Origin of the sequence: Paenibacillus sp. FJAT-27812 (genome assembly GCF_001273905.1) — a bacterium.
GTDB lineage: Bacteria > Bacillota > Bacilli > Paenibacillales > Paenibacillaceae > Pristimantibacillus.
The window spans coordinates 1719134-1740495 of record NZ_LIGH01000001.1; the positions used below are offsets into that span (position 1 = coordinate 1719134).

Below are 21362 nucleotides of genomic sequence, written 5' to 3' on the forward strand. Positions count from 1 at the left end.
GCGTTAGCCAAGTTAGATGCTGACATCCTGCGGATGCGGCTCAGTGAGAAGGTCTGCGGCTTTGGCGTTGGCTTCAACCTGCTCGGCGTCCTTGCAGCCCGGGATAACTGCGGTAACTGCCGGATGCTTCAAGCACCATGCCAGCGCCCAGCTAGCCATCGTTACGCCTTGCGGAACTTCTTCCCGCTGGATATGCTCCACCTCGAGCAGCTTAAGCCGCGTATTCTCGGCATCATGCCTGTGGCGCACATCGGTCTCGCCGAAGACTGTACCCGGCTTGTATTTGCCGCTCAAATAACCGCTCGCAAGCGGAACGCGGGCAAGCACGCCCAAATCCTGCTGCTGGCAAGACGGGAATACGCGCTCTTCCGGCGCGCGGTCAAGCCTGTTGTAGACAACCTGAATGACGCGTGAGTTCACTTTGGATGACGCCTCCGTTTGATGAAGGTTGTCATTGCTTCCAATCGACGTGCCTAGAAAACGGATTTTGCCAGCTGCTATTTGCTTATCCAGTGCGGTCCACAGCTCATCGTTGTCGAAGGACTGGTCCGGTCCGGAATGGAATTGGTACAAGTCAATGTATTCAAGCTGCAGTGCCTTCAGCGATGCATCAAGCTGGGCAATGACCCCCTCCGCGTTAAATGAATCGGTGCGAGTGAAACGCTCATGAAAGTGATGCCCGAACTTTGTCGCAATGATCCAATCCTCGCGGTTGCGGCGGCTGATATAATTCCCGATCAATGATTCCGAGAGATGATCGCCATAACATTCAGCGGTGTCAATCAGGTTAATGCCAAGCTCATGCCCTTTGTCGAGAACCAGATCCGCTTCCTTTTGCGAATATTCCCGGCCCCACTCCCCGCCAAACTGCCAGGTTCCAAGACCAATTACCGATACGTTTAACCCCGTGCTTCCAAGTCGTCTATACTTCAAGCTCATCACTCCTTCGATTTGATCGGATGCCTGTCTCATTCATTTTACCATTCTTAGCCACAGGTAAGAAATAGCTTGGTCCGCCTATATCGGAATAAGCATTTCCTACCACCGAATTCGCTTAACGAGCTCCACCATCCGCTTCTGCACATCCGCTTGAAGCTGCCATCGCTCGATTTCATTCACGATGCGCTCCAAATTTGTATAGCCCTTGGCCAAGCCATTCAAACGGGCAGCTAAGGTGGAGTCGATCAGTTCTTCCTGTGTGGGATACCATTCACTAAGCTTCTCCATGGCATCGGGATACCTCTTCAAATAATACTTTTGATGCCGATCCTCGGCAGGATAAAACTTCGCAAAAGGAGCGATTTCCGTAATTGGCTCCGGTACTCCATGCACGGTCCGTTTTTTCAACACGCGCCTAATCGTTTCAATTTGCTGTGCATCCGTATAAAACAAGATCGATCTATACTGCCGCCCCTTATAATCATTGATGTTATCCGGGTTATGGTTGTCCCAAAACACCTCTAAAATCTCTTCAAAAGAAACGATTTCCGAGTCAAAAGCAATCTGGATCGTCTCCGAATGATCTCCCATCTGCCTGTAGGTCGGGTCCGCAGCGGTGCCGCCAGCATAGCCGACACGCGTTCGAACCACGCCAGGCAAATGTCCGAATAATGCCTCCGGACTCCAAAAACAACCCATTCCAAGCGTTGCGGCCATAATGCTGCTGTGCAAAAACGAAGCCTCGCTTCTTCCAGCTTGAAAGCCCGATTTGTTCATTTTCCGCCCTCCTTATGCTTGATTGTACGATTGAGATGAAAAAATGTGAAGGCTATGCTACAATACTAAAATTGCTGAAATTGCACCGGCAATACAATTAGGGAGGTTTATTTAATCGCCATGCTTATTATTGGAATCGCCGGCGGCACCGGTTCGGGCAAAACAACGGTTGCCCGCTCTGTTATCGACCGTCTTGGATCAGAAAAAGTCACATTCATATCCCAGGATAATTACTATAGTAACCCCATACATCTCAGCCTAGACGAACGCAAGATGATTAATTATGATCATCCGTTATCTTTTGACATCGAGCTGTTAGCTCGCGACCTCCTGCTTCTTAGAGAAGGCAAAACCGTCTACGCGCCGGTCTATGACTTTTCCCTTTTTGCACGTGTTGAGGGTGAGTCGGTCGAGCTTAAGCCAAACAGCATCGTCATTCTCGAAGGACTCCATGTGTTGTATGAAGAGAGCATCCGTAACATACTCGACATCAAAGTATTCGTCGACACCGATCCCGATGTCCGTATTCTCCGCCGAGTGCTTCGGGATATGGAGGAACGCGGACGGACGATTCAATCCGTGCACGACCAATATTTAAAAACAGTGAAGCCTATGCATGAGGCCTTTATCGAGCCTTCCAAAAAGTATGCCGATCTGATTATCCCAGAGGGCGGACACAATGAGGTCGGCATTCAGCTGTTGTCCATCTTGACCGAAAAATATTTGACAGACGATACGGTATTAACGGACGTTTAATGCTGAAAATCGACAAAAAAGAACCTTCAGCTCACCTTTTGAGTGGCTTGAAGGTTCTTTTTGTTATCCCATTCGTTTAGATATGAAGGCTGTCAAGCAGCCTGTAAATCATAGCCGCAGCTTCTGCTCTGCTAGCTTCGCGGTCCGAGCGGAACGTAAGATCTTTATAGCCCGTAAGAATACCAGCCGTTACAGCTGTATTAATGGAGGACTTTGCCCAAGCCGGAATGGCGGCAGCATCTTTAAACGAGATCTCTGCGTTTGCCGGCTGCTGCGAATTAGCTTTCAAAGCGTTCGCGATCATCACGGACATTTCTGCGCGTGTAATCGTTTGGCTTGCTTTAAACCATGTTTTTCCGTTTTGCTCGTAGCCCTTCAAAATGCCTGCTTGTACAGCAGCAGCTACATCACCTTTAGCCCATGCTGGAATCTCGTTGTTATCCGCAAAGCTGGTATTCCCCGAAGCTGCTGGAAGCCCCAGCGCCTGGACAATCATTTTCGCGAATGCTGCGCGCGTTACAGTCACATCAGGACGGAACGTATTGTCCTCAAAGCCTTGAATGACATTCATGCCAAGCAAACGAGCCGTATATGGTGCTGCCCAGTGAGCGGTCACATCGGAGAGCACTTTCGGCTCCGCTTGGTAAACCGCAAATTTGGTGAAATGCTTAACGCTAACTGTAATCGTACCGTCCGCTCTAACATCTCCGCCGATATAAACCCAGCGCTTCTGCTGCTCATTGTAGTAATAGATCGCAGCTTTCTTGCCAGCTTGCACTTGCTCTTGCTTGTAGTTGAAGGTAATGTCGATCGGCTTGTTAAACGTGCTGCCTGACGTGCTAAGGAACTCTACCGTAGGGCTAAGCGACTCAAGCGTTCCTGCCGATGGCACGGCACTCGCTTCAACGACCTTCGCGCTTATTTTTCCATCAGTAGCAACCGCGTCGGCAGGCACCTTGAAAGCTACAACATTTTTAACCGAACCTTCTGTGCCTTTGGATGCATCAAGCTCAACCTCTACAGAAGTGACCGGCTTTGGCTCTCCCTTCGGCGGGTTCGTCACAACCGGACCCGGGCCTCCAGTGCTGCTTCCAGGATCGTTTCTGCTTATGGTAACGGTGCGTGTTATTTCATCCGCCGCATTGCCTGCACGGTCGCTAACGTTATACTTCAGCGTATAAGTTCCGGCAGTCGAAGTGTTCACCGATCCCGTGACGGATACCTTATCGGCTACCCCAGTGTTATCCGTTGCTGTAGCACCCTGCTCGGTATAGGCGTTGCCCACGTTTAGATTAATCGTCTTTGCTCCTACAAGAGTAAGCACCGGCTTGACGCGGTCAATATTAGCTTTCACCGGCAATGAGGTTTCGTTGCCAAGCGTATCCTTAGCTTTGAACAACAGCGTATGTTCGCCATCCTGCGACACTACGATTTTGCTTTCGTTCTCGTATGGCTCATACTGTTGTCCGCCATCCTTCGACACGAGCAGCTCCGCGATGGAAACCGGCTTGTAGACGGATGCATAGACGCTTACCGTTACGTTTTTGTTCGTCCAGTCGCCATTTTTCAGAATTTGGTTGTCCTCTGTGCTCAATTTTTCTTGAAGCTTCAGCCCGGCAGCATTCTCCGCGCCTTTCACCGAGGCATAGAAAACTTTGCTTTTGGACACGTCGCCGCGAGTAGCGGTTGCGGTCAAAGTAACCAACGCATCATTTTTCGGACGGAATCCGAACTTCCCAGTATCGCTGATCACTTGCGGGTTGGAGCTTTTCCAAGTGAGAGAAGTACCGTGCAGGCTTTGCTGCGGCAGCTCAATATCGGATTCTACTCCGATCGTGTTGCCTAAATCCAGTACATTCAGCGCATCGCTCACCGCTTGGTCGTCACTGTATGATTCGCTCTTTACAAAGATTGGGTTGGAATAGAACCATAGATCCTTGTAGTTGCGATCGTTAATTTCGTTAAATCTCTTCATAGATTGAACATCTTTATCATTCTCGAAACTCCGGTCGTCTTCCACTTTCGCGTCAATAAGCGGCTCGCCGTTTTCGGTTTCGCCAGCAACGTCTACGCCAAGATTTGTTCCTCTAAGCCTAAAATACTGGTCCTTGTTGGCAGCTCCTAAATTGTACGTAATTACATTGTAGCCTTCTGCATCCGTTGTCCAGTCTTTGCTCGTAAATCTCGCAATAACCTTCGTTGATTCATTCGTATCTTTGTTGTAATTCGGTGATCCTGGCTTAACCTCGCCTGTGACATCGCCTGCAATTAGATCAACATGATCTACGTTAACCTCATTCGTTACATTGCTAGTATGCGTATATCTGTCGTTAACTGCAGGTGTTACACTTTTGATGACGGCATAGTTGTTTGTTTTTGGGCTTTTGAACCGAATCGTCAGCTTGAGCGGGTCGCCTTCCTTTACTTTAAAGTCCTCTCCCATCTCGCCTTTGCCCGTTTCGTTTGCAATATTGAAATCCAGCGCATTGATCAGATTACCGTACGCGGAAAACGATTTGCCTGAGCGCATGCCCTTCAGAACGGCATTCATATCATTTCCGTCTACCCAGGTATAGTTCTTTGAGTACTCACCCGGCAAATAACCGCTGGAAAATTGATCGCCGGCTACTTTAAAATGGAAATCTGAATTAGCAAAATTCCAGAAATGGCGTCCTTCGCCGAGCAGCGCATCCCACACGCCACCGACCTTCGCGATCATATAGTCAGAACCGCCATACGTTTTGTTTTTCGGATTGTTTTGATTCAAGCCGCCGCGGTCAGGCTCCATCTGGTTGCCCGGCATGCCTTCCATTCCGAAAACGACATTAGGAGCAATATTATTGAAATCGCGGATATCGGAAATTTGGAATATCGTTTTCCCGTTGGCTAGTTTTCTTGAAGGATGATTAATAATCATGTAGCTTGAGTCATTGTAATTCGAAGCCAGCCACTTCACCGCAGTCCGGGCGTCCGCTGCATTTGAATAGACCCGTTGATCCTTCTGATCCCATATAGCCCTATCCTCTGCCTTAAACATATTGGCATCACGATTCGTAAATAAATACTCAAACTGGCTCGATGCCTTCATGCTGCCATCCAATATGCCTACGCCCATATGGTCGTAAGTTGGCATATCCCATTCAAAGCCCGTAAACGTAATTTTGCCTTGGTATTTGCCTTGACCTCTCAGTTCGTTGATTTTTTTCGTCTGATAATCAACGATAGCTTGGGAAAGCGGAATCGGTCCGCCTGGTACGTTATGTCCCTCGTCATCACGATCCGACATTCTGAGGTGATCGGATAAAGCCAACCAGTCCATGCCGTATGTTTCAAAGCCTTGGTCAAGCACGGTTTGAAGGGATTGCTGCGCATCATTCGAAACGTAGGTATGGACATGGTAATCGCCCGCCATCCACTTTCCGCTGCTTGGAGCCGCAGCTTTGGTTAGCTGATTATTTGTGTCTGCAAAAGCAGTAGTCATTGAAATGTTTTGTCCTAGAATACTTGACGATAGAAGAACAGCTGTTGCCAGCTTGGCCCACTTGCTAGATAACATGTTATAAACCTCCGTTATAATGTTGTACTTTCATTCGCTTGTTTAATAGCATGCTAAGCTTCTAGAGAAGACCCCCTCATACCTATTCATATGAACACATGTCTAAAATTAATGGATAGGACTTGCTCTGTCTATACGTTTGAAGCAAACCATACAAATTCTTAACAATAGCGTTAACAGAGGAGGAAATGCCTGTAAAACGGGCAAAAATAAAATAAACGGCTAGCAGATACAGCATCTGCCAGCCGTTTATTAAAGAGCATTATTTTTTAAAACAATGACATATAATCAAAAAAATGTATTTTTAGTTTTTTTGCCAATCTTTCGCTCCATTAATCCATCATGCTTTTCTTGTACACATATACAGATAAGACATGAATGGCGATTGCCCACACTAGGATGATCCCCATATTGGGCCACACATCCACCATGCCAGCACCCGCCTCCACTTGGCGGGCCAAGTCGATAAGCTGAAAGTTCGGCATATACTCAACGATACCTAGAATCGGATACTTCTCGATGAAAGGAATGACAAGCGAGCCAAAAGTAAAAATAAGGATGGCAGGCACAATCGCAACCGAGGCTTCCATAACCGACTTTGTAAGCAGCCCGATCCAAGTGCCAACCCCTAGGTAAAAAATCGCGGACAAAAAGAGCGCCGCCGTGACGATTAACATATTTTTCGGATGATAATCGATCAGCATCGACGAGAGAAAAACAATGACAGCGGTCGAAATGAAGGTCAGCAAGCTTTTGCCGCAAAAAATCTCAAACGTGCTGGCTGGCGACAGCATTAATCCGCGCAGCGTATTCTTTTCCTTCTCTTCGGCAATGAGCGAGGACTGAATATAGGTCGCCACCATAATAAAGGCCATATTGATAATCATATACTGGGCATCAACTGTCCCGCTATCCAAGCGCCCAAAAATCGCCGCCATGATTAACGGAATGAATAGCGTCATGGACACATACAGATTGCGTGATAAATCCTTATAATCCTTTTGCATAATCGTCATTACGCGCTTCATGGAAAAAGTCATGACAATGCCCTCCCTGTTACCTCTACAAAAATATCGCCAAGCGTCGGATTATTGGTTTGAACCGACACGACTTGATTCAAGCTCATATAGTTGAATAGCTGCTGCGCGCCTTCAGCCCCCATGGGAACGATAGCGCTAGTTCCATTGTTTAACTCTACCGTTAGCGTAGCATCCCCATGCTGCTCGCGCAGCTTCCTTGGCGCATCCAGCAGTTGAATTTGCCCGTTGTTTAGGAAAGCAACCCGGTCGCACAGCGTTTCGGCTTCGACCATGTCATGTGTCGTCAAAAAGATTGTCGTTCCCTTCTCCTTTAGACGCGTCAGCCCTTCATAGACATGCTTTGTGTTGACAGGGTCCAGAGCGGACGTTGGCTCATCAAGAAACAGCAGCTCCGGCTCATGCAGGAAAGCGCGTGCCAAGGTCACCCTTTGCGTCATCCCTCTGGATAGCTTGGAGACCATTTTCTTGCTCTCTTTCTCCAAATTCACCATCTGAAGAACCTCGTCGATCCGTTTCGCAGGCACATCATACAAATCACAATACAGCTTCAAATTATCGTATACGTTCAGCCGGCCATACAAGGCGGTGTTGTCCGTAATGACACCCATTTTTTTACGGTATTTCTCTTCCTTCAATCGGCTTGCAGGCACCCCCAATACAAAAGCGCTTCCCGATGACTGCTTTAGCTGTGCCGTTAATATTTTAATCGTCGTCGTTTTGCCCGACCCGCTTGGCCCTAAAAAACCAAAAATTTCACCTTTTCTTACATTAAAGGATACGTCCTTCAACGCTCGAAAATCTGCAAATGATTTTTCTAATGAAGTCACTTCAATGATATTTTCCATCGCGATCACTACCTCCGTCTTGTTATCCGATCTACTCTAATCGTAGCCTCGAACGAAGGCAGGCGCATTATATTCCCGTTGAAAGGAGCATACGGAGGGATGAATGGCGCGTATTTAGCGGTGAATGGCGCAGTATCGGCGTTGTTTGGAGCAGCCGGCTGGGCGAATGGAGCTTATTTGAGACCTATCATGTCCTTTAATTCCGCCATTTTTGTTTTCGACAAAGGAACCGACGACTTGGCTTGGTCATCGAGCACAAGGCTGTAGCTGTTGCGCGTATAGGTGACGATTTCTCTTACCTTTTGCAAATTAACGATGTAGGAACGATGGCAGCGAAAAAAACCGTAACTTTGCAGCCGCTCCTCCAGCTCATTAATTTTGAAAGACGTCGGATAGATCTCGCCCTTAATATAAAGATTGGATTGCCCTTCGCTGCTTTCGATATAATCGATTTCCGGCGGATTGAACAAAATAATTTTGTCATTCATCCGGGTAGGAATTTTCTCGAACCTGACTAGCTGAATGGCAGGCTCATCTTCGCTTGTTTCCTCATCGTCCGCCAATTGCTGCTGATCTTCGTTATAGTTAGCTGTCTCGGAGGGCGCCGCTTGCGGAGCATCCTGCGTATCTTGCACATCAAATGCCTTTAGCCCTTTTTCATCTAGTCGATATATGCGGCTGGTCACACTTATCGCCGTTTCCATATTGCCGGTAAGAACGAGCACGCCTTTGCCGTTATCGCTCAGCGCTTGGACCATCCTCTGGAATACGAGCTTCGTTTCATGATCGACGTTCTGGTCCGGCTCCTCGAATACGTAAAGCGCCGGGTCCTGAAACCATAAGCGTGCAAATTGAATTCTGCGCTTCTCGGACGAACCTAGCTTAGCTACCCTAACATTTGCTTTGGCATCCAGCTTTGACGTGCGGATGGCCTTGTCTACCGCCAGATCAGACCCGTACAAATTTTTGTAAAATATAAAATGCTCCTTTACCGTTAGCCGCTCGTACAGCCCGTCCTCTAACAAAACAAAACCGATTTGCGAAACATAAGCCGCTTTATTCGTCGTATATGCCACATCATTCACTCTAATCTCGCCGCTCGATAGCGGCATTCTTCCGCCTAGCATAGCGATTAGCGTATGCCGCACGCTCATGCCCGAATAGAGCGCGACCACCTCATGCCTAGCCACTTCTATATGAAAAGCAGGGAATACGAGCACGTTTTCCGTATATCTCTCTAATTCCCGAATCGTAAGCACGGTCATTTCATCACCTAATCTATTTTTAATTTAAATGAAATAGTATCCATTTGACCAATCAAGTATACAATACGGGCTCTCATTCCGAATACACAGGGGCGTTAAATTAAAAAAAAGGCCGCTCCCGTAAGAGACGACCTTTTTGCTGCGCCTACCCTTCAGCATTAAGCTTCGATAACATGGCTGGCGGATTTCTGGTGATGCCGGCTTGAAAGAAACAGCAGCGAAGCTGCGGTACATAGACAGAAGAGGATTAAATAAAGGAATGGCGCCCCAAAGCGGTCAACAACCATGCCTCCCATCGCATTTCCGACAATTCCGCCAAGCCCCCATGTTACTGCCGCATATACGGTTTGAAGCGTTGCCTTCGTACCCTCTGTCGCATAGCTCTGTACGATTTCTACCGATGTGCCGGCTACAAAAGCAAAGGCGATCCCGTTCAACAGTTGAACAGCCAGCGTCAATGAAACGTTAGCGAATGAGAACAAAAAGAAATATTGAATGCCATAAATGGCGGCGGCCAGGCATAACAGCTGATATTTGCCGATTCTTTTGCTCAGCTTGGTCGCTGCCCAAAACATCGGGACCTCAATAATGGCGGCAATCGCAAAAGCGCTGCCGATCCAGCTTTTATCGAAGCCCATTTCCTTAAAGTACAGCGGCAAAAAGTTCATATTAATGGATGCCGACATCATCATCAGCATGCTTGTGACCACAAATATCATAAAAGGTTTATTGCGAACAACCTCGCCCATTTGACCAAATAACGTCACTCTTCTGCGGGAAATTCGGGCTGCCGGAAGAAGCATTAGCGACAGGCAGACCGTTGTACTTATAACTAGATAATAAATAAAAATATCGGTGTAGCCAAATCTTTCGTACAAAATCCCCGTCGAGAAGGTTCCTACCGCATAGCTTAACGCTCCCCACAGCCTAACGCTGCCGAATGAGAAGCCCCTTTTGCTGGCTATTTCCACTGCCATTGCGTCGCCGATCGGTCCGCCAGAGGATTGAAACCAAGCGAAAAATACAGATAAAACAAGAATAGCCGCAAGTCCATGCGTAAAATGGAATCCTAAGCCGAGAACGGGAGCCGCGATGGCACAAATCAACATGATTTTTCGCGGTTTGTTAATGCGGTCGTTGATGAGGCCCATCACGGGCTGGGCAATGACGCTGACTAAAGCCCATAAAGATAAAATAAGGCCAACCGTGGTGTGGCTAAAGCCTCTATCGCTAAAATATAGGCTCGTATACGGCATAACGACTGACATGGCCAGATAAAATAAAAAATAATAGCCTGCTAATGATTTCACCCGAGCTTCTCCTCTTTTCCGCAGCAAACTGACTGATATGTTAGCTATCCGTTCAATGGTTATAACAACTCATTGGATTATAATATTCATCATTGCCTTTTGTAAATTTGAAGATCGTCCTGCTAAAGGGCAAGACAGAAAGAGCCGCCTATAAATGGGCAGCCCTCTATTTACTTATTTCCTATTGATCTTCCACAATCTCGGCTTGCCAGCCTAACTGAACGCACATTTTGTGCATTCTGCGAATATCCTGCCTGGCCTCAATTCGAGTTAAGCCAAGTCTGTTTGCCGTCTCCACAGCCCAGCGAAGCATATAGACCAAAGTGTCCGCCTGCGCCTCCTTAGCTGCAAAATCGAGTAATACGAGCGTATCTTTCATAACGCCAGCTCGAACATAACCCCAATAGGAGCCGCTAAATTCCCATAGATAAAATAACTGGCGATCTTCTATCGTGCGAAACTCATGGAGCGAATTTTCCAGATGCTGAAGCCAATCGCTCTCGGAGGTGAAATTTTGCGTATATTGCCTAATGTGCCAATCTATACTTTGGGCCGCTATCTCCGCAAGCTGCTCACGGCTGCTAAGTGGAACCCAATTCTCCGCAGGAAGATCCGGCTCGGCAGGAACCTCGACTGTAATTTTCCATGATTTATGGCCCGCTTCTATGCCAAGCGATTGCAGCAATTCAGGTATGCCTATGGCTTTAAGCCCTCTTTGCTTCGCCATTCGGATCAGCTCCCTGAGCGCCTCGGGAGAATGCTTTGCAATATCATTGCTATGCATAACGACAATCGCCCCGTTAACCAGGCCCGGTTCAACCTCTGCAACGATTTCTTCGGCTGGAACGCCAGCCCAATCGCCGGAATCGATTCCTTCGATATCCAGATAACCGCCCCACTCCGCAAGCCATTCCAGATTTTCCTCATTGTACGAGCAGTAAGGGAAACGCATAAAGGCTGGACATGGCAAGCCTGTTGCATCCTGATAAGCAAGCTCGGTTAGCTTTAGCTCCTCAAGAAATACAGACTTTGGCACCTGCGCCATCCTGCGATGGTGATACGTATGAGGGGCAAGCACATGCCCGCGGGAAATCATTTCTCTCGCTTTATAGGGGAACTGATCGATCCATTCTCCGGTGAAGAAAAAGGTACCGATGACGCCTTCCTGCTCTAGAACATCAAGCCATCGTTCCAGTGGAAGCTGGGAAGGACCGTCATCGAATGTAAATGCACAGATTGCCTGGTTGGTATTTCCCTTCCAAACTGCTTCAGCCGCCATGTTTCCGCCTCGCTTCTTTCGGTTTATACCCTGTATTATAGACGAGGTTTCCTTGTGATTCTAATATTGTCCTCTCCATATGTAATACAATCTTACTATCATTAGTGAACGCCCTCCGACCAGCTAGTCGATTTTCCTTGTTTGGAAGCACGAAGAAATGCAGCGCGCCAAAAAGGACACTTTGATAAAAGTGCCCTTTCGTGTAGTCGCCATTATTTGACCGCACCGGCCGTAATGCCGCTCGCGATCTGCCTTTGAAAAATAATATAAATAATAAGGACAGGAATAATTGTGATGAGCAGCGCTGCGAACAGCGGCCCCCACTCTGTACGATACTGCATCTCGGCTTGCATTACGCCTATTTCCACCGGCAGCGTGTATTGCTCAGGATCATTAATGAGTATCGTACCTACGATATACTCGTTCCAAATGTTCAAGATGTTCACAATGCCAATGGTAATTAAGCCTGGCTGTGATAACGGAAGCATGACTCTAAAGAATGTCCCGTAATACGAAGCGCCATCCACGATTGCAGCCTCTTCCAACTCCTTCGGCAGCGATTTGAAAAACCCAACGAGGACAAAGATGCCGAACGCAAGCAGGCTTGACGTATACACAAAGATCAAACCGATCTTCGTATTAATGAGGCCCATCGAATTCATTAAGAAGAACAAAGGAATAAGCGCAAGTACAAACGGAACCATCATCGACGAAATATAGAGCAGCAGCAAGGCATTGCTCCCTCTAAACTTATACCTAGCCAAGACATAGGCCGTCGTTGCCGACAACAGCAAAGCGAGCAGGGTCGAACCGAAAGTAATGACGATCGAGTTCACGAAATAGGTGTCAAAATGATATTTGTTCCATACATACGAGAAGTTGGACCACAGCAGCGGCATTTCGGGCAATGACCATGGTGCATTCAAGAAAAATTGTTCATTATTTTTCAAGGAATCAAGCAGCGTCCATAGGAGAGGATACAAGACGGAAATGCCCCACAGCAGCAAAATGGCATAAACAATCAGCTTGGCGACCGGATTTTTAATCTGTAAATTCATCTTTATCCCCCTTAGCTCATCTCAACGGTATCGTGACGCATTAACCGCTGAAGCGCGATAGTCGTAATTAACGAGAGGACCAAGATCATAAAGCCGATCGCAGCGCCGTAGCCAAAATGAAATTGACGGAATGCCATTTGGTACAAATAAGAGCCCATAACCTGCGTGCTGTTATCCGGTCCGCCCTCTGTCATAATCCATACGATAACGAAGGAGCCATTGAGCGTTGTCATCATAATATTCAAAATGGATACTTTGATTTGCTCCCAAGTCAGAGGAACGGTAATGCTCCAAAATTGCTTCCACTGGCCCGCGCCTTCAATGTTAGCCGCCTCGTAATAGGATTCGGGAATGCTCTGGATGGCAGCAATCAATAGGATCATATAAAATCCGATACCCGCCCAAATGGCCGGAGGCAGCAGCATCCAAATCGAGTGATCGGGAAAGCCAAGCCATGTTATCGTCACTTTTTCCTTCGTGAATAACGATAGAAAACCATTTAAGAAGCCGATTTGCGGATTATATATAAAATTCCACAATACGCCGATAACTACGACGGAGATGACATTCGGAATAAAGAAGATCGAGCGGAAGAACCCAGCCAGCCTAAAGCCAAAGCGGGTAAGCGCTACTGCAAAAAACGTCGCGAGAAGCATAATGCCGATTATTTTGCCCGCAACTAGAAAATAATCGTTGCCAATCGCTCGCCATACAATGGGATCGTGAATCATCTCTTTGAAATTATCAAGGCCGATAAACGTTTTTTTGTCCGACATGCCGGACCATTCGAAGAAGGAATAATACAAGCTTTGCAAAACCGGATAAATCGTAAATACGCCAAAAAAGAGAAGCGTTGGAATGATGAATGATGCAATAAATATATTTCGCTGCCATTTTGCCGTCCCTGAGCTCATGCTACCCATCCTTCCAAGTAAACTCGCAGAAGGTGACCAAAGGGCGTTATGCCTCGATCACCCGCTGCTTTCATTTTGTTAAAGGCTTATTATTTGCTCACTTTTTTCACGACGTCAGTAACCCGTTTAACCCACTCTTCAGGCGTAATCGTGCTGATGGTAAGGGCATCCGTAGCATCCATCATCGCTTTATCCACGTCTGCGTTATAAGTAATCGTCGGGATGACAACCGTGTTCGGGTCCGTCAAATATTTCGCTGCGTCTTTAACAAAGCTTGGAGCGTTGGAAGCGCTGATGTCGCCTTTGATGTTGGAAGGCGCGCCGCTAAGCTCAGCCCACTGGGAAGCTTGCTGCTTCGAGAAGATGAATTGCAGGAACGCTTTAGCTGCTTCTTTGTTTTTGCCTTTTTTAGCGATAGCTACAGTAGATGTGGAAGTGTTGGCAACCACTTTGCCGCCCGCTTCCTGCGTAACCGAAGGAATGAAGCCAAAGTCAAAGCCGGCAGGAATATCTTTTGCCATTTCGTTAGGCAGCCACAGACCATTCGGGATAAAAGCATCTTTATTTTGCAGGAACAGCATTTGTGAATCCGTGTGATTGATTTGGATGGAAGCTTTGTCAATGAAGCCTTTATCGCGCAGCGCAACGATTTTGTTAAGCGCAGCAAGTACAGCCGGGCTCTCGAATGCTTCTACCTTGTTAGCTGCCATGTCTTGAAGAATGGAGAAATCATTGTTGTTTGCCGATACGATAGCAGGATACAGAATCGAACCGTTAATATAATAAGGATATTTGCCCGTGTGAATGAATGGCGTAATGCCGTCCGCTTTAATTTTTTCGCTTACGTCAAGGAAGGATTGGAAGTCAGTTGGCTCCGTGTAGCCCTTTTCCTTGAAGAGCGCTTTGTTCCAGAACACGCCCCATGAGTTCAAAACGAGCGGAATGTTGTACACTTTGCCGTCAAATTGTTGTGCGGGCTGAGCCAGAATATCGGTAATCAAATCGCCGTCCACGTTTTTGGCTTCCTTCAGCCAATCCGTCAAATCTTCAAGCTGGCCATCCTCGACCATTTGGCGGTCATTTAGAACCGGACCGTCGATGTATACGAAATCAGGAGGATTTCCTCCAATCCAACGAGGTCTGTTTTGATCATTTATTTTTGGCCCTGCGGATTCTTTAATGTTTAGATCAGGGTTCGCGGCTTGGAAATCAGCAATAACCTTTTTCCACCATTTGTCGCCATATCCGCCAACAAAGTATTGAATTTCGAAATCGCCCGTCAGTTTCGTTGTTTCGTTCCCGGCATCGGGAGCGACTGTCGTCTCGGCGGCAGGAGCAGAATTGGAAGGCGTGTTGGAAGCTTTACCCGTAGAACCACCGTTATTCGATCCACCACAACCCGTTAGCGATACGGCTGCCAATATAGCGGCGATACCAAGCGCTGCAAACTTTTTCTTCATAATCATTAAAGCAAACCCTCCCACAAATGATGTTTTATACGCCGTAGCAATGAGCTCGTATTTGAGCTCTAGCGCGTAATTCCATCATAAATTGGGAGGGCTTTATTCTCTATTGAATATCTTCCATATATTCTTTATTATCTTCTCTTCTGTATGAATTTAGAGGAAAAATATCGTGTTTCGTCATTTTTTTCGGCTATTCAGCTGATTGCTCTTCGTTTCGGCAAAAAGCTGGAGCTGATCTAACGCTGCTTTTGGGGTGGTATGCTCGAACAAGACGGCATCGCCCATTTTGCGGGCATAATCGAGCACGGCCTGCCAAGCCGGCTCCTTGACCGGATAAAACTTCGCTTTGCTCAGCGCTTCCAGATCGCTCTTCATCACTTCGTCCTGCTCGGACAATCGAACGCCTACTGTCGTGGTGGCAGGAAGGAAGCCTTCCCGCTTAATCATTTCCTCATAGGCACGATCATCATACAGAAAATCCAGAAATTTGGACAACGCTTCTTTGTTCGTATGATCGGTCTTAAACGAAACTAGCACATCGTGTACGCCAAATGTGATGGGCGGCGTTCCGTCCTTTACCGGTATCGGGCCTTTGCCCCATTGCAGGCTCGGGAATTCCTTCGGAACGACGGACGAGAAATAATTGCCGGATATCATCATCGCAAGCTCTCCCGCTCCGAGTATCCGCTGCTTCTCATCGCGAGTCGTAACGGTTGGCTCCGGATCGGTCAGCCCTTTATCGAACAGCTCTTTCAGAAAAGTTAAACCCTCGATGTTTGTTTTGGAGTTAATATGCCACTTCCCGTCTTTAATCCACTCTCCGCCCGAGCCGTAAAAGATATAAGATAACGATGCCTGCGTCTCATTATCGGTTAAATCTACGCCGAATCCTTCCGCCTCGCCGAGCGCTTTGATTTTGCCGGCAGCCTGCTCAAGCTCTGACCATGTCGCCGGAGGAGCCGCGATGCCCGCTCTTTGGAACAGATCTTTGTTATAGTACAAATTCCGCGTTGTAGCTACATAGGGGATGGCATACTGCACTCCGTTCATCTGATCCATCTCAACTAAATTCGGATACAGCTTGCTCGCCAGCTCAGGCGATATGATCTCATCCAAGTCATTAAGCAAGTCATCCTGGGCAAAATGGGCATAAACATTGGTATTCAAAAGATCAGGAGGCTGATTCTTGCTGATCATAGTCGTATAGATGCCATCGAGAATATCCCAATTGGCTACCTGCAGCTCCACATCGATTAACGGATTTTTACGCTCGAATTCTTTTACAAGCTTCTCCAGCAGCGGCTTCGTCTCCGTACTGTATTCAGAGGCAACGAACCGGATCAACGCCCGCTCTTCCTTCGGCGTCGCAATCGGCTCCGAGCTCGCATTCATGCATGAAGAGAGAAGAATCGCGGAAAGGGTGAATATAACGGAAATCATGAAGGGCTGCTTATTATAAAATTTTCGCTGCATAGGGTGATCTTATCCTCCCAGAAAAAAGTCTACTTGCTATTAATAAACGGGAACAGCAGCTTCTGATTTTCAGTGGTGTACATATTCTCTTTCGTAATGACGCTGGATTCGATATCGATCTTAGGATCAGCGTTGTCGCCTTCGATTAGGTTTAATGCTGTTTTCACGCCTAAGTAGCCCATATTAAACGGTTTCTGCACGATGGACGCTTTGATGATGCCTGCTTCCAGCAGCTGTACCTCATCGCTCGTGCTGTCAAACCCGATCAAGCTCACCGCATCGATCCGATTTTGCTCCTTCAGCGCTTTAGCAACGCCCTGGGAAGAGGACCCGTTTAGCGTAATAAACGTATTGATGGAGGAGTCGCTCATCATCAGCTGCTTGGCAATTTCGTATGCTCTGTCCTCGGAATTGTCCGCATAATAGGGACCCTTCAAGCTATCGGTATACCCGGCAAGAACGAGCCTCATCCCTGCAACCCGCTCCTCGGAAATGACTGAATTCGCATTATCGCTAATAATCGCTATATTCGGATGGCCGTTTGTTTCCTTAATCGCCGTCTGGCCCGCTAACCGCCCTGATTCCAAATGATTGCTGGAGACGACGATCGGAGAAGGCAGCATATCCGGCGATTGATTAATAACGACCAGCTTAATGCCTGCCGCACGCGCCTTCGCCAGAACAGCCGGCATCCGGTCATCCATAAGGGTAGCAATGACGATGGCTTGCGGCCTGCGCTCGATCGCTGCCTCCAATATTTGAATCTGAGTATCCGCATCATCCTCGGTAAGAGGGCCTTCCACGCTCAGATTAAGCCCGATCTCTTTGGCCGCTGCTTCGGCGCCTTGGTTCACGGCCTGCCAGAAGTCGTAGCGTACATTCAGCGTTTCCAAAATAACGGTGACGCTTTTGTCCTCGCGGGCAAAGCCCGTAAATAGTTTGAAATTAAATACAGAATAGATCGCAATGACCGCAATCGCCAGCACGAGCCATAACGTAAATCGATGCTTCCGCATTAGTCTGCTCTCCTTACTCGAGTTTCGGTATTACGATCGTGATGCAGGTGCCTTCCTCGATTTCGCTGCGGATTGTAATGCCATATTCATGGCCAAAATAGAGCTTGATCCGCTCATTCACGTTACGGATGCCGATGCCCTGATTGCGGTTGTCCTCCTCGCTGCGGAAGAAGAGCCGTCCGAGCTGCTCCTGTGTCATGCCATGCCCGTTGTCCTCGACTTCAAATATGACCTGTTCGCCCGATTGTCTGCCGCGTATCGTAATTAACCCGTCATTCATACCATACATGCTGCGAATGCCGTGATAGATCGCATTTTCGACAAAGGGCTGAAGCAGTATCTTAAGTGTCTTATAACCAACAATCGCTTCGTCAATATCGATCACATAATTAAGCTCATCATTGTAGCGCATCTTCTGTATCAGCAAATAGTTCGTAATATGCTCAATTTCTACGCGAATCGGGATCAGCTCCTGATCCTTCGTAATGCTCGCGCGGAACAGCTTGGCTAAGGCGGAAGTCATGAGCACGACCTCCTCATGCTGCTTCTGCTCGGCCATCCAGACGATGGAATCGAGCGTATTATACAAAAAATGAGGATTAATCTGTGATTGCAGCAGCAGCAGCTCGCTCTTGCGCTTGTTCTCTTGGTTTAGAATCGTCTCCTCCATGAGAAACTTTGTCCGGCTGACCATGAGATTAAACGATCGGCCCAGCTGCCCGATTTCGTTCATTTGTCCGATTTCGGTCTGAATGTCGAAATTCCCTTTCTCCACCTGTTTCATATCCGACGTCAATACCCGGATCGGCTTCGATAGCCGGTGAGACAGCCCAAGCGAAATAAGCAGCGAGAAAGCCAAGCCGCATAAGGAATAAAAAATAATCGAATTCCGCAAATTGTCTTTGCTGGCAATCAAATCATCGGTGTAGGCAACCCCCGCAATCCGCCATCCAAAGTTTGTATCCTGAACGGAGTAGATGCGTTTGCCATCCCCTTGGTTAACGGTAAAGGATTGTCCGCTTTCGGCTTGCAAAACCTCCGTTATTCTCTCGCTCCGCAGTTTGCTGTCGATCAGCTGCTGCTGCGGATGGTAGACGATATTGCCCTGCTTGTCCACAATGAAGAGATAACCTTTTTTGCCTAGATTAATGTTGTTGCAAATATCGTTTATAATGCTGAGATTTAGATCAACAAGGAAAACGCCCTCGGCCGTTATGCCATCGGTGCTCTTAAGCTCCCGGCTTAGGGAAACGACCCAGCGGTATTCGTTCTCGATCAGGCTTTGCACATGGGGAGCCGATACGACCGACTGGCCGCCTGCTGCCTTAGCCATCTGATACCAAGCTTGCTCCTCCAGATCGGTATTCGGATTTAAGCTCGTAATTCTGCGGTCGGATACAAATCTGCCATTATAGCCAAACACCATAATCGAAGCGATGTCCTTGCGCGTATACAAAATCGCTTGAAACAAGTCGGATATTTGCTTCTCGTACATCCGGCGATTCTCTGCGCTTATGAAGCTGTTGTCGGAGATATAATATTTGACATCCTTGTTGGTCAGAGCAAGCAGCGAGATGTTCTCCATGTTGTCGACATAGGATTGGATGTTGAGATTGACCTGCTTAATGATTTCTTCGATATACCCTTTCGAGTTCCGCTCGACAGCGGCGACGGACACTTGATAGCTTACTAGACTCGTTAGTACGATTGCAGCCAATATTAATAAGGAGAACGCTAACGATATGTTGGATTGAATGCTTTTGAGCGGGAATAAGGGAAAGAAACGTTCTTTGAGCATGCTAGGCTCCGCTCCCCTTTATTTGCTTATCTCGATAATCCTTGGGTGTTATTCCGGAATGCTTCTTAAATAGAATGCTGAAATAATTGGGGTCCTTGTAGCCGACCTGCTCGGCGATTTCGTATAATTTTAAATTTGAGTTATGAAGCAGCTCCTTAGCCTTCGCAACCCGTACACCGGTCAAATATTCGATAAACGTTTCTCCGGTATGCTGCTTAAAGACGAGGCTGAAATAGCTGGTGCTCATGAGCACATGGCGGCATAAATCCTGGAGAGACATTTTCTCGTTGGCATAATTCGTATCAATGTACTCTACTGCGCGATGAATTTGCATGTTCGTCAAATAATTGCGGTTATCCGTAATCGTCGAAATGACAGCGCTCACCACTTCTTTGAGCCAAACCTCGATTTCATCCAGCGTCTTGAATCTAAACACATTCATCAGCTTGATTTGCTGCTCGATGGAAGGCTCCTGCTGCTGAATAGCAAGCTCCTGGATCGAGTTCATGAGCGATAGAACAACCTTCTGCATTTGCAGCATGCAGGCTTCTACCGGGACAAGTGCCGCCTTAAGCTCGGCTACTCCCGTTTCAATTAACTGATGCGCTTCTTGAATGGCGCCTGTTTTGACAGCTGTCGCAAGCTTGCGATCCCACTCCAGGCTAAGCGGCATAACGTTTGTGGGCTTGCCCTCTATATCCATAATGCTCAGTACCCGATTTTTGCCAAGCAGAAAGCGGTAATCCAGAACAGACAAAGCGCTCTTATAGGATATCGGAAGCTGCTCCACGTTAGCGCTGGCTCTGCCTACTCCGATCGTAACCGTAAAGCTCAAATATTTCTCCACATGATAACGGACTTCCTCCGCAAGAGAAAATACGAGCTCATACAATAGACTCTCATTGTCCTGTCCGAAAATAATCGCAACCATCCGCTCCTCGCGGGTACGGAAGGTTAGCACATGATCTTCTTCCAGCGTTTCTTGAAAAATATCAAATGCCGCAAATCGCAAAAATTCGGAATCATGCTCATAGGAATGCAGCTCGCGGTTTCCGAAATCATCGATATCTACAACCATTACCACATACAGCGGCGACACGGGCGGAAGATTAAAATAAGCGAAGCGCTCCGTCACCTCCGATTCTTTCAGCCCAACTGCGACTAGACGCTCAAGAAACCGCTCCTTAAGAAGCGGAAGGCTCTGCTCCAATTGGCTGTTAAGCCTGCTTAGATCCTCGCGCCGCTTCTTCTCTTCATCCATCTCCGCTCTAATGCGGTCGAGCAGAAGCCTAATTTCCTGTGCCGTAATCGGCTTCAAAATAAAATCCGATATTTTAAGCCGAATCGCTTGCTGCGCATATTCAAATTCGTCATACCCCGTTAAAATAATCATTTTGATATACGGAAACTGCGCTGAGATTAATCCCGCAAGCTCCAGCCCATCCATAAAGGGCATGCTAATATCTGAAATGACCAGCTCCGGCCTATACATCTCTACTGCATCCCAAGCCTCGCGGCCGTTGGCATAATCGCCTATCAATTCGAAGCCATGCTCGCTCCAATTAATCGTATTTTTCAACCCGTTCCGGACAACCGCTTCATCATCGACAATCATTACTCTGTACATCGAAGCCTCTCCAGTCTATTGGAATACATCTATTTGCTATAACAATATACCCCAATTATGCATGAGAACTAGCTTGCTTACAATTGATTGATTTACGGTCGTAATAAATATAGATGCGTAAACCTCACATGTAAATTTGGGAATAATACAAAAAAAGGAAGGAGACCGAGGCTCCTTCCCTTGTGTTACAGATCAACAATCATACCATTCATTTTTTCGTCCAAATCTTATAACTATTTCACG

Annotated in this window: 16 protein-coding genes; 1 reads left to right on the plus strand and 15 read right to left on the minus strand. The window is 47.3% G+C overall.

What is annotated here, in order from left to right; translation table 11 throughout:
• Positions 1-12 precede the first annotated feature (12 nt).
• The gene (locus tag ADU23_RS07285; RefSeq protein ID WP_053377515.1) at positions 13-933 is read right to left on the minus strand and encodes an aldo/keto reductase; all 921 of its coding nucleotides are present in this window, start codon (positions 931-933) and stop codon (positions 13-15) included.
• Positions 934-1038: 105 nt separating this feature from the next.
• On the minus strand, positions 1039-1716 hold the full coding sequence (gene msrA / locus ADU23_RS07290; RefSeq protein WP_157265675.1) for a peptide-methionine (S)-S-oxide reductase MsrA: 678 nt from the start codon (positions 1714-1716) through the stop codon (positions 1039-1041).
• Between the two features lie 120 nt (positions 1717-1836).
• Between msrA and udk the strand changes: the two genes are divergently transcribed.
• A complete protein-coding gene (gene udk / locus ADU23_RS07295; RefSeq protein WP_053373140.1) occupies positions 1837-2472 on the plus strand; it encodes a uridine kinase in 636 nt (211 codons plus the stop codon).
• A gap of 76 nt (positions 2473-2548) precedes the next feature.
• On the opposite strand, the gene ADU23_RS07300 is transcribed toward udk, so the two are convergent.
• The 13 genes from ADU23_RS07300 to ADU23_RS07360 all read right to left on the minus strand — a co-directional run bounded on the left by ADU23_RS07300 (position 2549) and on the right by ADU23_RS07360 (position 21119).
• Complete coding sequence (locus tag ADU23_RS07300; protein ID WP_053373141.1) at positions 2549-6028, minus strand: S-layer homology domain-containing protein; 3480 nt, start codon at positions 6026-6028, stop codon at positions 2549-2551.
• 332 nt (positions 6029-6360) lie between these two features.
• Complete coding sequence (locus ADU23_RS07305; RefSeq protein WP_053373142.1) at positions 6361-7068, minus strand: ABC transporter permease; 708 nt, start codon at positions 7066-7068, stop codon at positions 6361-6363.
• The gene (locus ADU23_RS07310) at positions 7065-7913 is read right to left on the minus strand and encodes an ABC transporter ATP-binding protein (protein WP_053373143.1); all 849 of its coding nucleotides are present in this window, start codon (positions 7911-7913) and stop codon (positions 7065-7067) included. Before ADU23_RS07310 ends, ADU23_RS07305 begins: the two co-directional genes overlap by 4 nt.
• Before the next feature lie 173 nt (positions 7914-8086).
• Positions 8087-9178: a LytTR family transcriptional regulator DNA-binding domain-containing protein gene (locus ADU23_RS07315; protein WP_053373144.1), complete on the minus strand. Its 1092-nt coding sequence runs from the start codon at positions 9176-9178 to the stop codon at positions 8087-8089.
• 158 nt (positions 9179-9336) lie between these two features.
• Entirely contained in the window at positions 9337-10488 is a 1152-nt protein-coding gene (locus ADU23_RS07320; protein WP_053373145.1) for an MFS transporter, read from the minus strand.
• Positions 10489-10669: 181 nt separating this feature from the next.
• Entirely contained in the window at positions 10670-11767 is a 1098-nt protein-coding gene (locus ADU23_RS07325; protein WP_053373146.1) for a polysaccharide deacetylase family protein, read from the minus strand.
• A gap of 212 nt (positions 11768-11979) precedes the next feature.
• Positions 11980-12825, minus strand: coding sequence for a carbohydrate ABC transporter permease (locus ADU23_RS07330; protein ID WP_053373147.1), 846 nt, complete (start codon positions 12823-12825; stop codon positions 11980-11982).
• Between the two features lie 11 nt (positions 12826-12836).
• On the minus strand, positions 12837-13739 hold the full coding sequence (locus ADU23_RS07335; RefSeq protein WP_053373148.1) for a carbohydrate ABC transporter permease: 903 nt from the start codon (positions 13737-13739) through the stop codon (positions 12837-12839).
• 89 nt (positions 13740-13828) lie between these two features.
• Positions 13829-15205 (minus strand): ABC transporter substrate-binding protein, encoded by a 1377-nt coding sequence (locus tag ADU23_RS07340; RefSeq protein ID WP_141680396.1) that lies wholly within the window; start codon positions 15203-15205, stop codon positions 13829-13831.
• A gap of 177 nt (positions 15206-15382) precedes the next feature.
• On the minus strand, positions 15383-16678 hold the full coding sequence (locus ADU23_RS07345; protein ID WP_053373149.1) for an extracellular solute-binding protein: 1296 nt from the start codon (positions 16676-16678) through the stop codon (positions 15383-15385).
• A gap of 29 nt (positions 16679-16707) precedes the next feature.
• Positions 16708-17694 carry a substrate-binding domain-containing protein gene (locus ADU23_RS07350; RefSeq protein ID WP_053373150.1) on the minus strand — a complete coding sequence of 329 codons (987 nt, stop codon included), beginning with the start codon at positions 17692-17694 and terminating at the stop codon, positions 16708-16710.
• A gap of 13 nt (positions 17695-17707) precedes the next feature.
• Entirely contained in the window at positions 17708-19492 is a 1785-nt protein-coding gene (locus ADU23_RS07355; RefSeq protein ID WP_053373151.1) for a cache domain-containing sensor histidine kinase, read from the minus strand.
• 1 nt (position 19493) lies between these two features.
• Positions 19494-21119, minus strand: coding sequence for a response regulator transcription factor (locus ADU23_RS07360; RefSeq protein ID WP_053373152.1), 1626 nt, complete (start codon positions 21117-21119; stop codon positions 19494-19496).
• Positions 21120-21362 lie beyond the last annotated feature (243 nt).

Bases quoted from the DNA above. Each gene is read 5' to 3' on its own strand.
- ADU23_RS07335 (WP_053373148.1), bottom strand. From the start codon at position 13,739: ATGAGCTCAGGGACGGCAAAATGGCAGCGAAATATATTTATTGCATCA.
- ADU23_RS07310 (WP_053373143.1), bottom strand. From the start codon at position 7,913: ATGGAAAATATCATTGAAGTGACTTCATTAGAAAAATCATTTGCAGAT.
- ADU23_RS07315 (WP_053373144.1), bottom strand. From the start codon at position 9,178: ATGACCGTGCTTACGATTCGGGAATTAGAGAGATATACGGAAAACGTG.
- ADU23_RS07340 (WP_141680396.1), bottom strand. From the start codon at position 15,205: ATGATTATGAAGAAAAAGTTTGCAGCGCTTGGTATCGCCGCTATATTG.
- msrA (WP_157265675.1), bottom strand. From the start codon at position 1,716: ATGAACAAATCGGGCTTTCAAGCTGGAAGAAGCGAGGCTTCGTTTTTG.
- udk (WP_053373140.1), top strand. From the start codon at position 1,837: ATGCTTATTATTGGAATCGCCGGCGGCACCGGTTCGGGCAAAACAACG.
- ADU23_RS07360 (WP_053373152.1), bottom strand. From the start codon at position 21,119: ATGTACAGAGTAATGATTGTCGATGATGAAGCGGTTGTCCGGAACGGG.
- ADU23_RS07345 (WP_053373149.1), bottom strand. From the start codon at position 16,678: ATGCAGCGAAAATTTTATAATAAGCAGCCCTTCATGATTTCCGTTATA.
- ADU23_RS07350 (WP_053373150.1), bottom strand. From the start codon at position 17,694: ATGCGGAAGCATCGATTTACGTTATGGCTCGTGCTGGCGATTGCGGTC.
- ADU23_RS07355 (WP_053373151.1), bottom strand. From the start codon at position 19,492: ATGCTCAAAGAACGTTTCTTTCCCTTATTCCCGCTCAAAAGCATTCAA.
- ADU23_RS07325 (WP_053373146.1), bottom strand. From the start codon at position 11,767: ATGGCGGCTGAAGCAGTTTGGAAGGGAAATACCAACCAGGCAATCTGT.
- ADU23_RS07300 (WP_053373141.1), bottom strand. From the start codon at position 6,028: ATGTTATCTAGCAAGTGGGCCAAGCTGGCAACAGCTGTTCTTCTATCG.
- ADU23_RS07330 (WP_053373147.1), bottom strand. From the start codon at position 12,825: ATGAATTTACAGATTAAAAATCCGGTCGCCAAGCTGATTGTTTATGCC.
- ADU23_RS07305 (WP_053373142.1), bottom strand. From the start codon at position 7,068: ATGACTTTTTCCATGAAGCGCGTAATGACGATTATGCAAAAGGATTAT.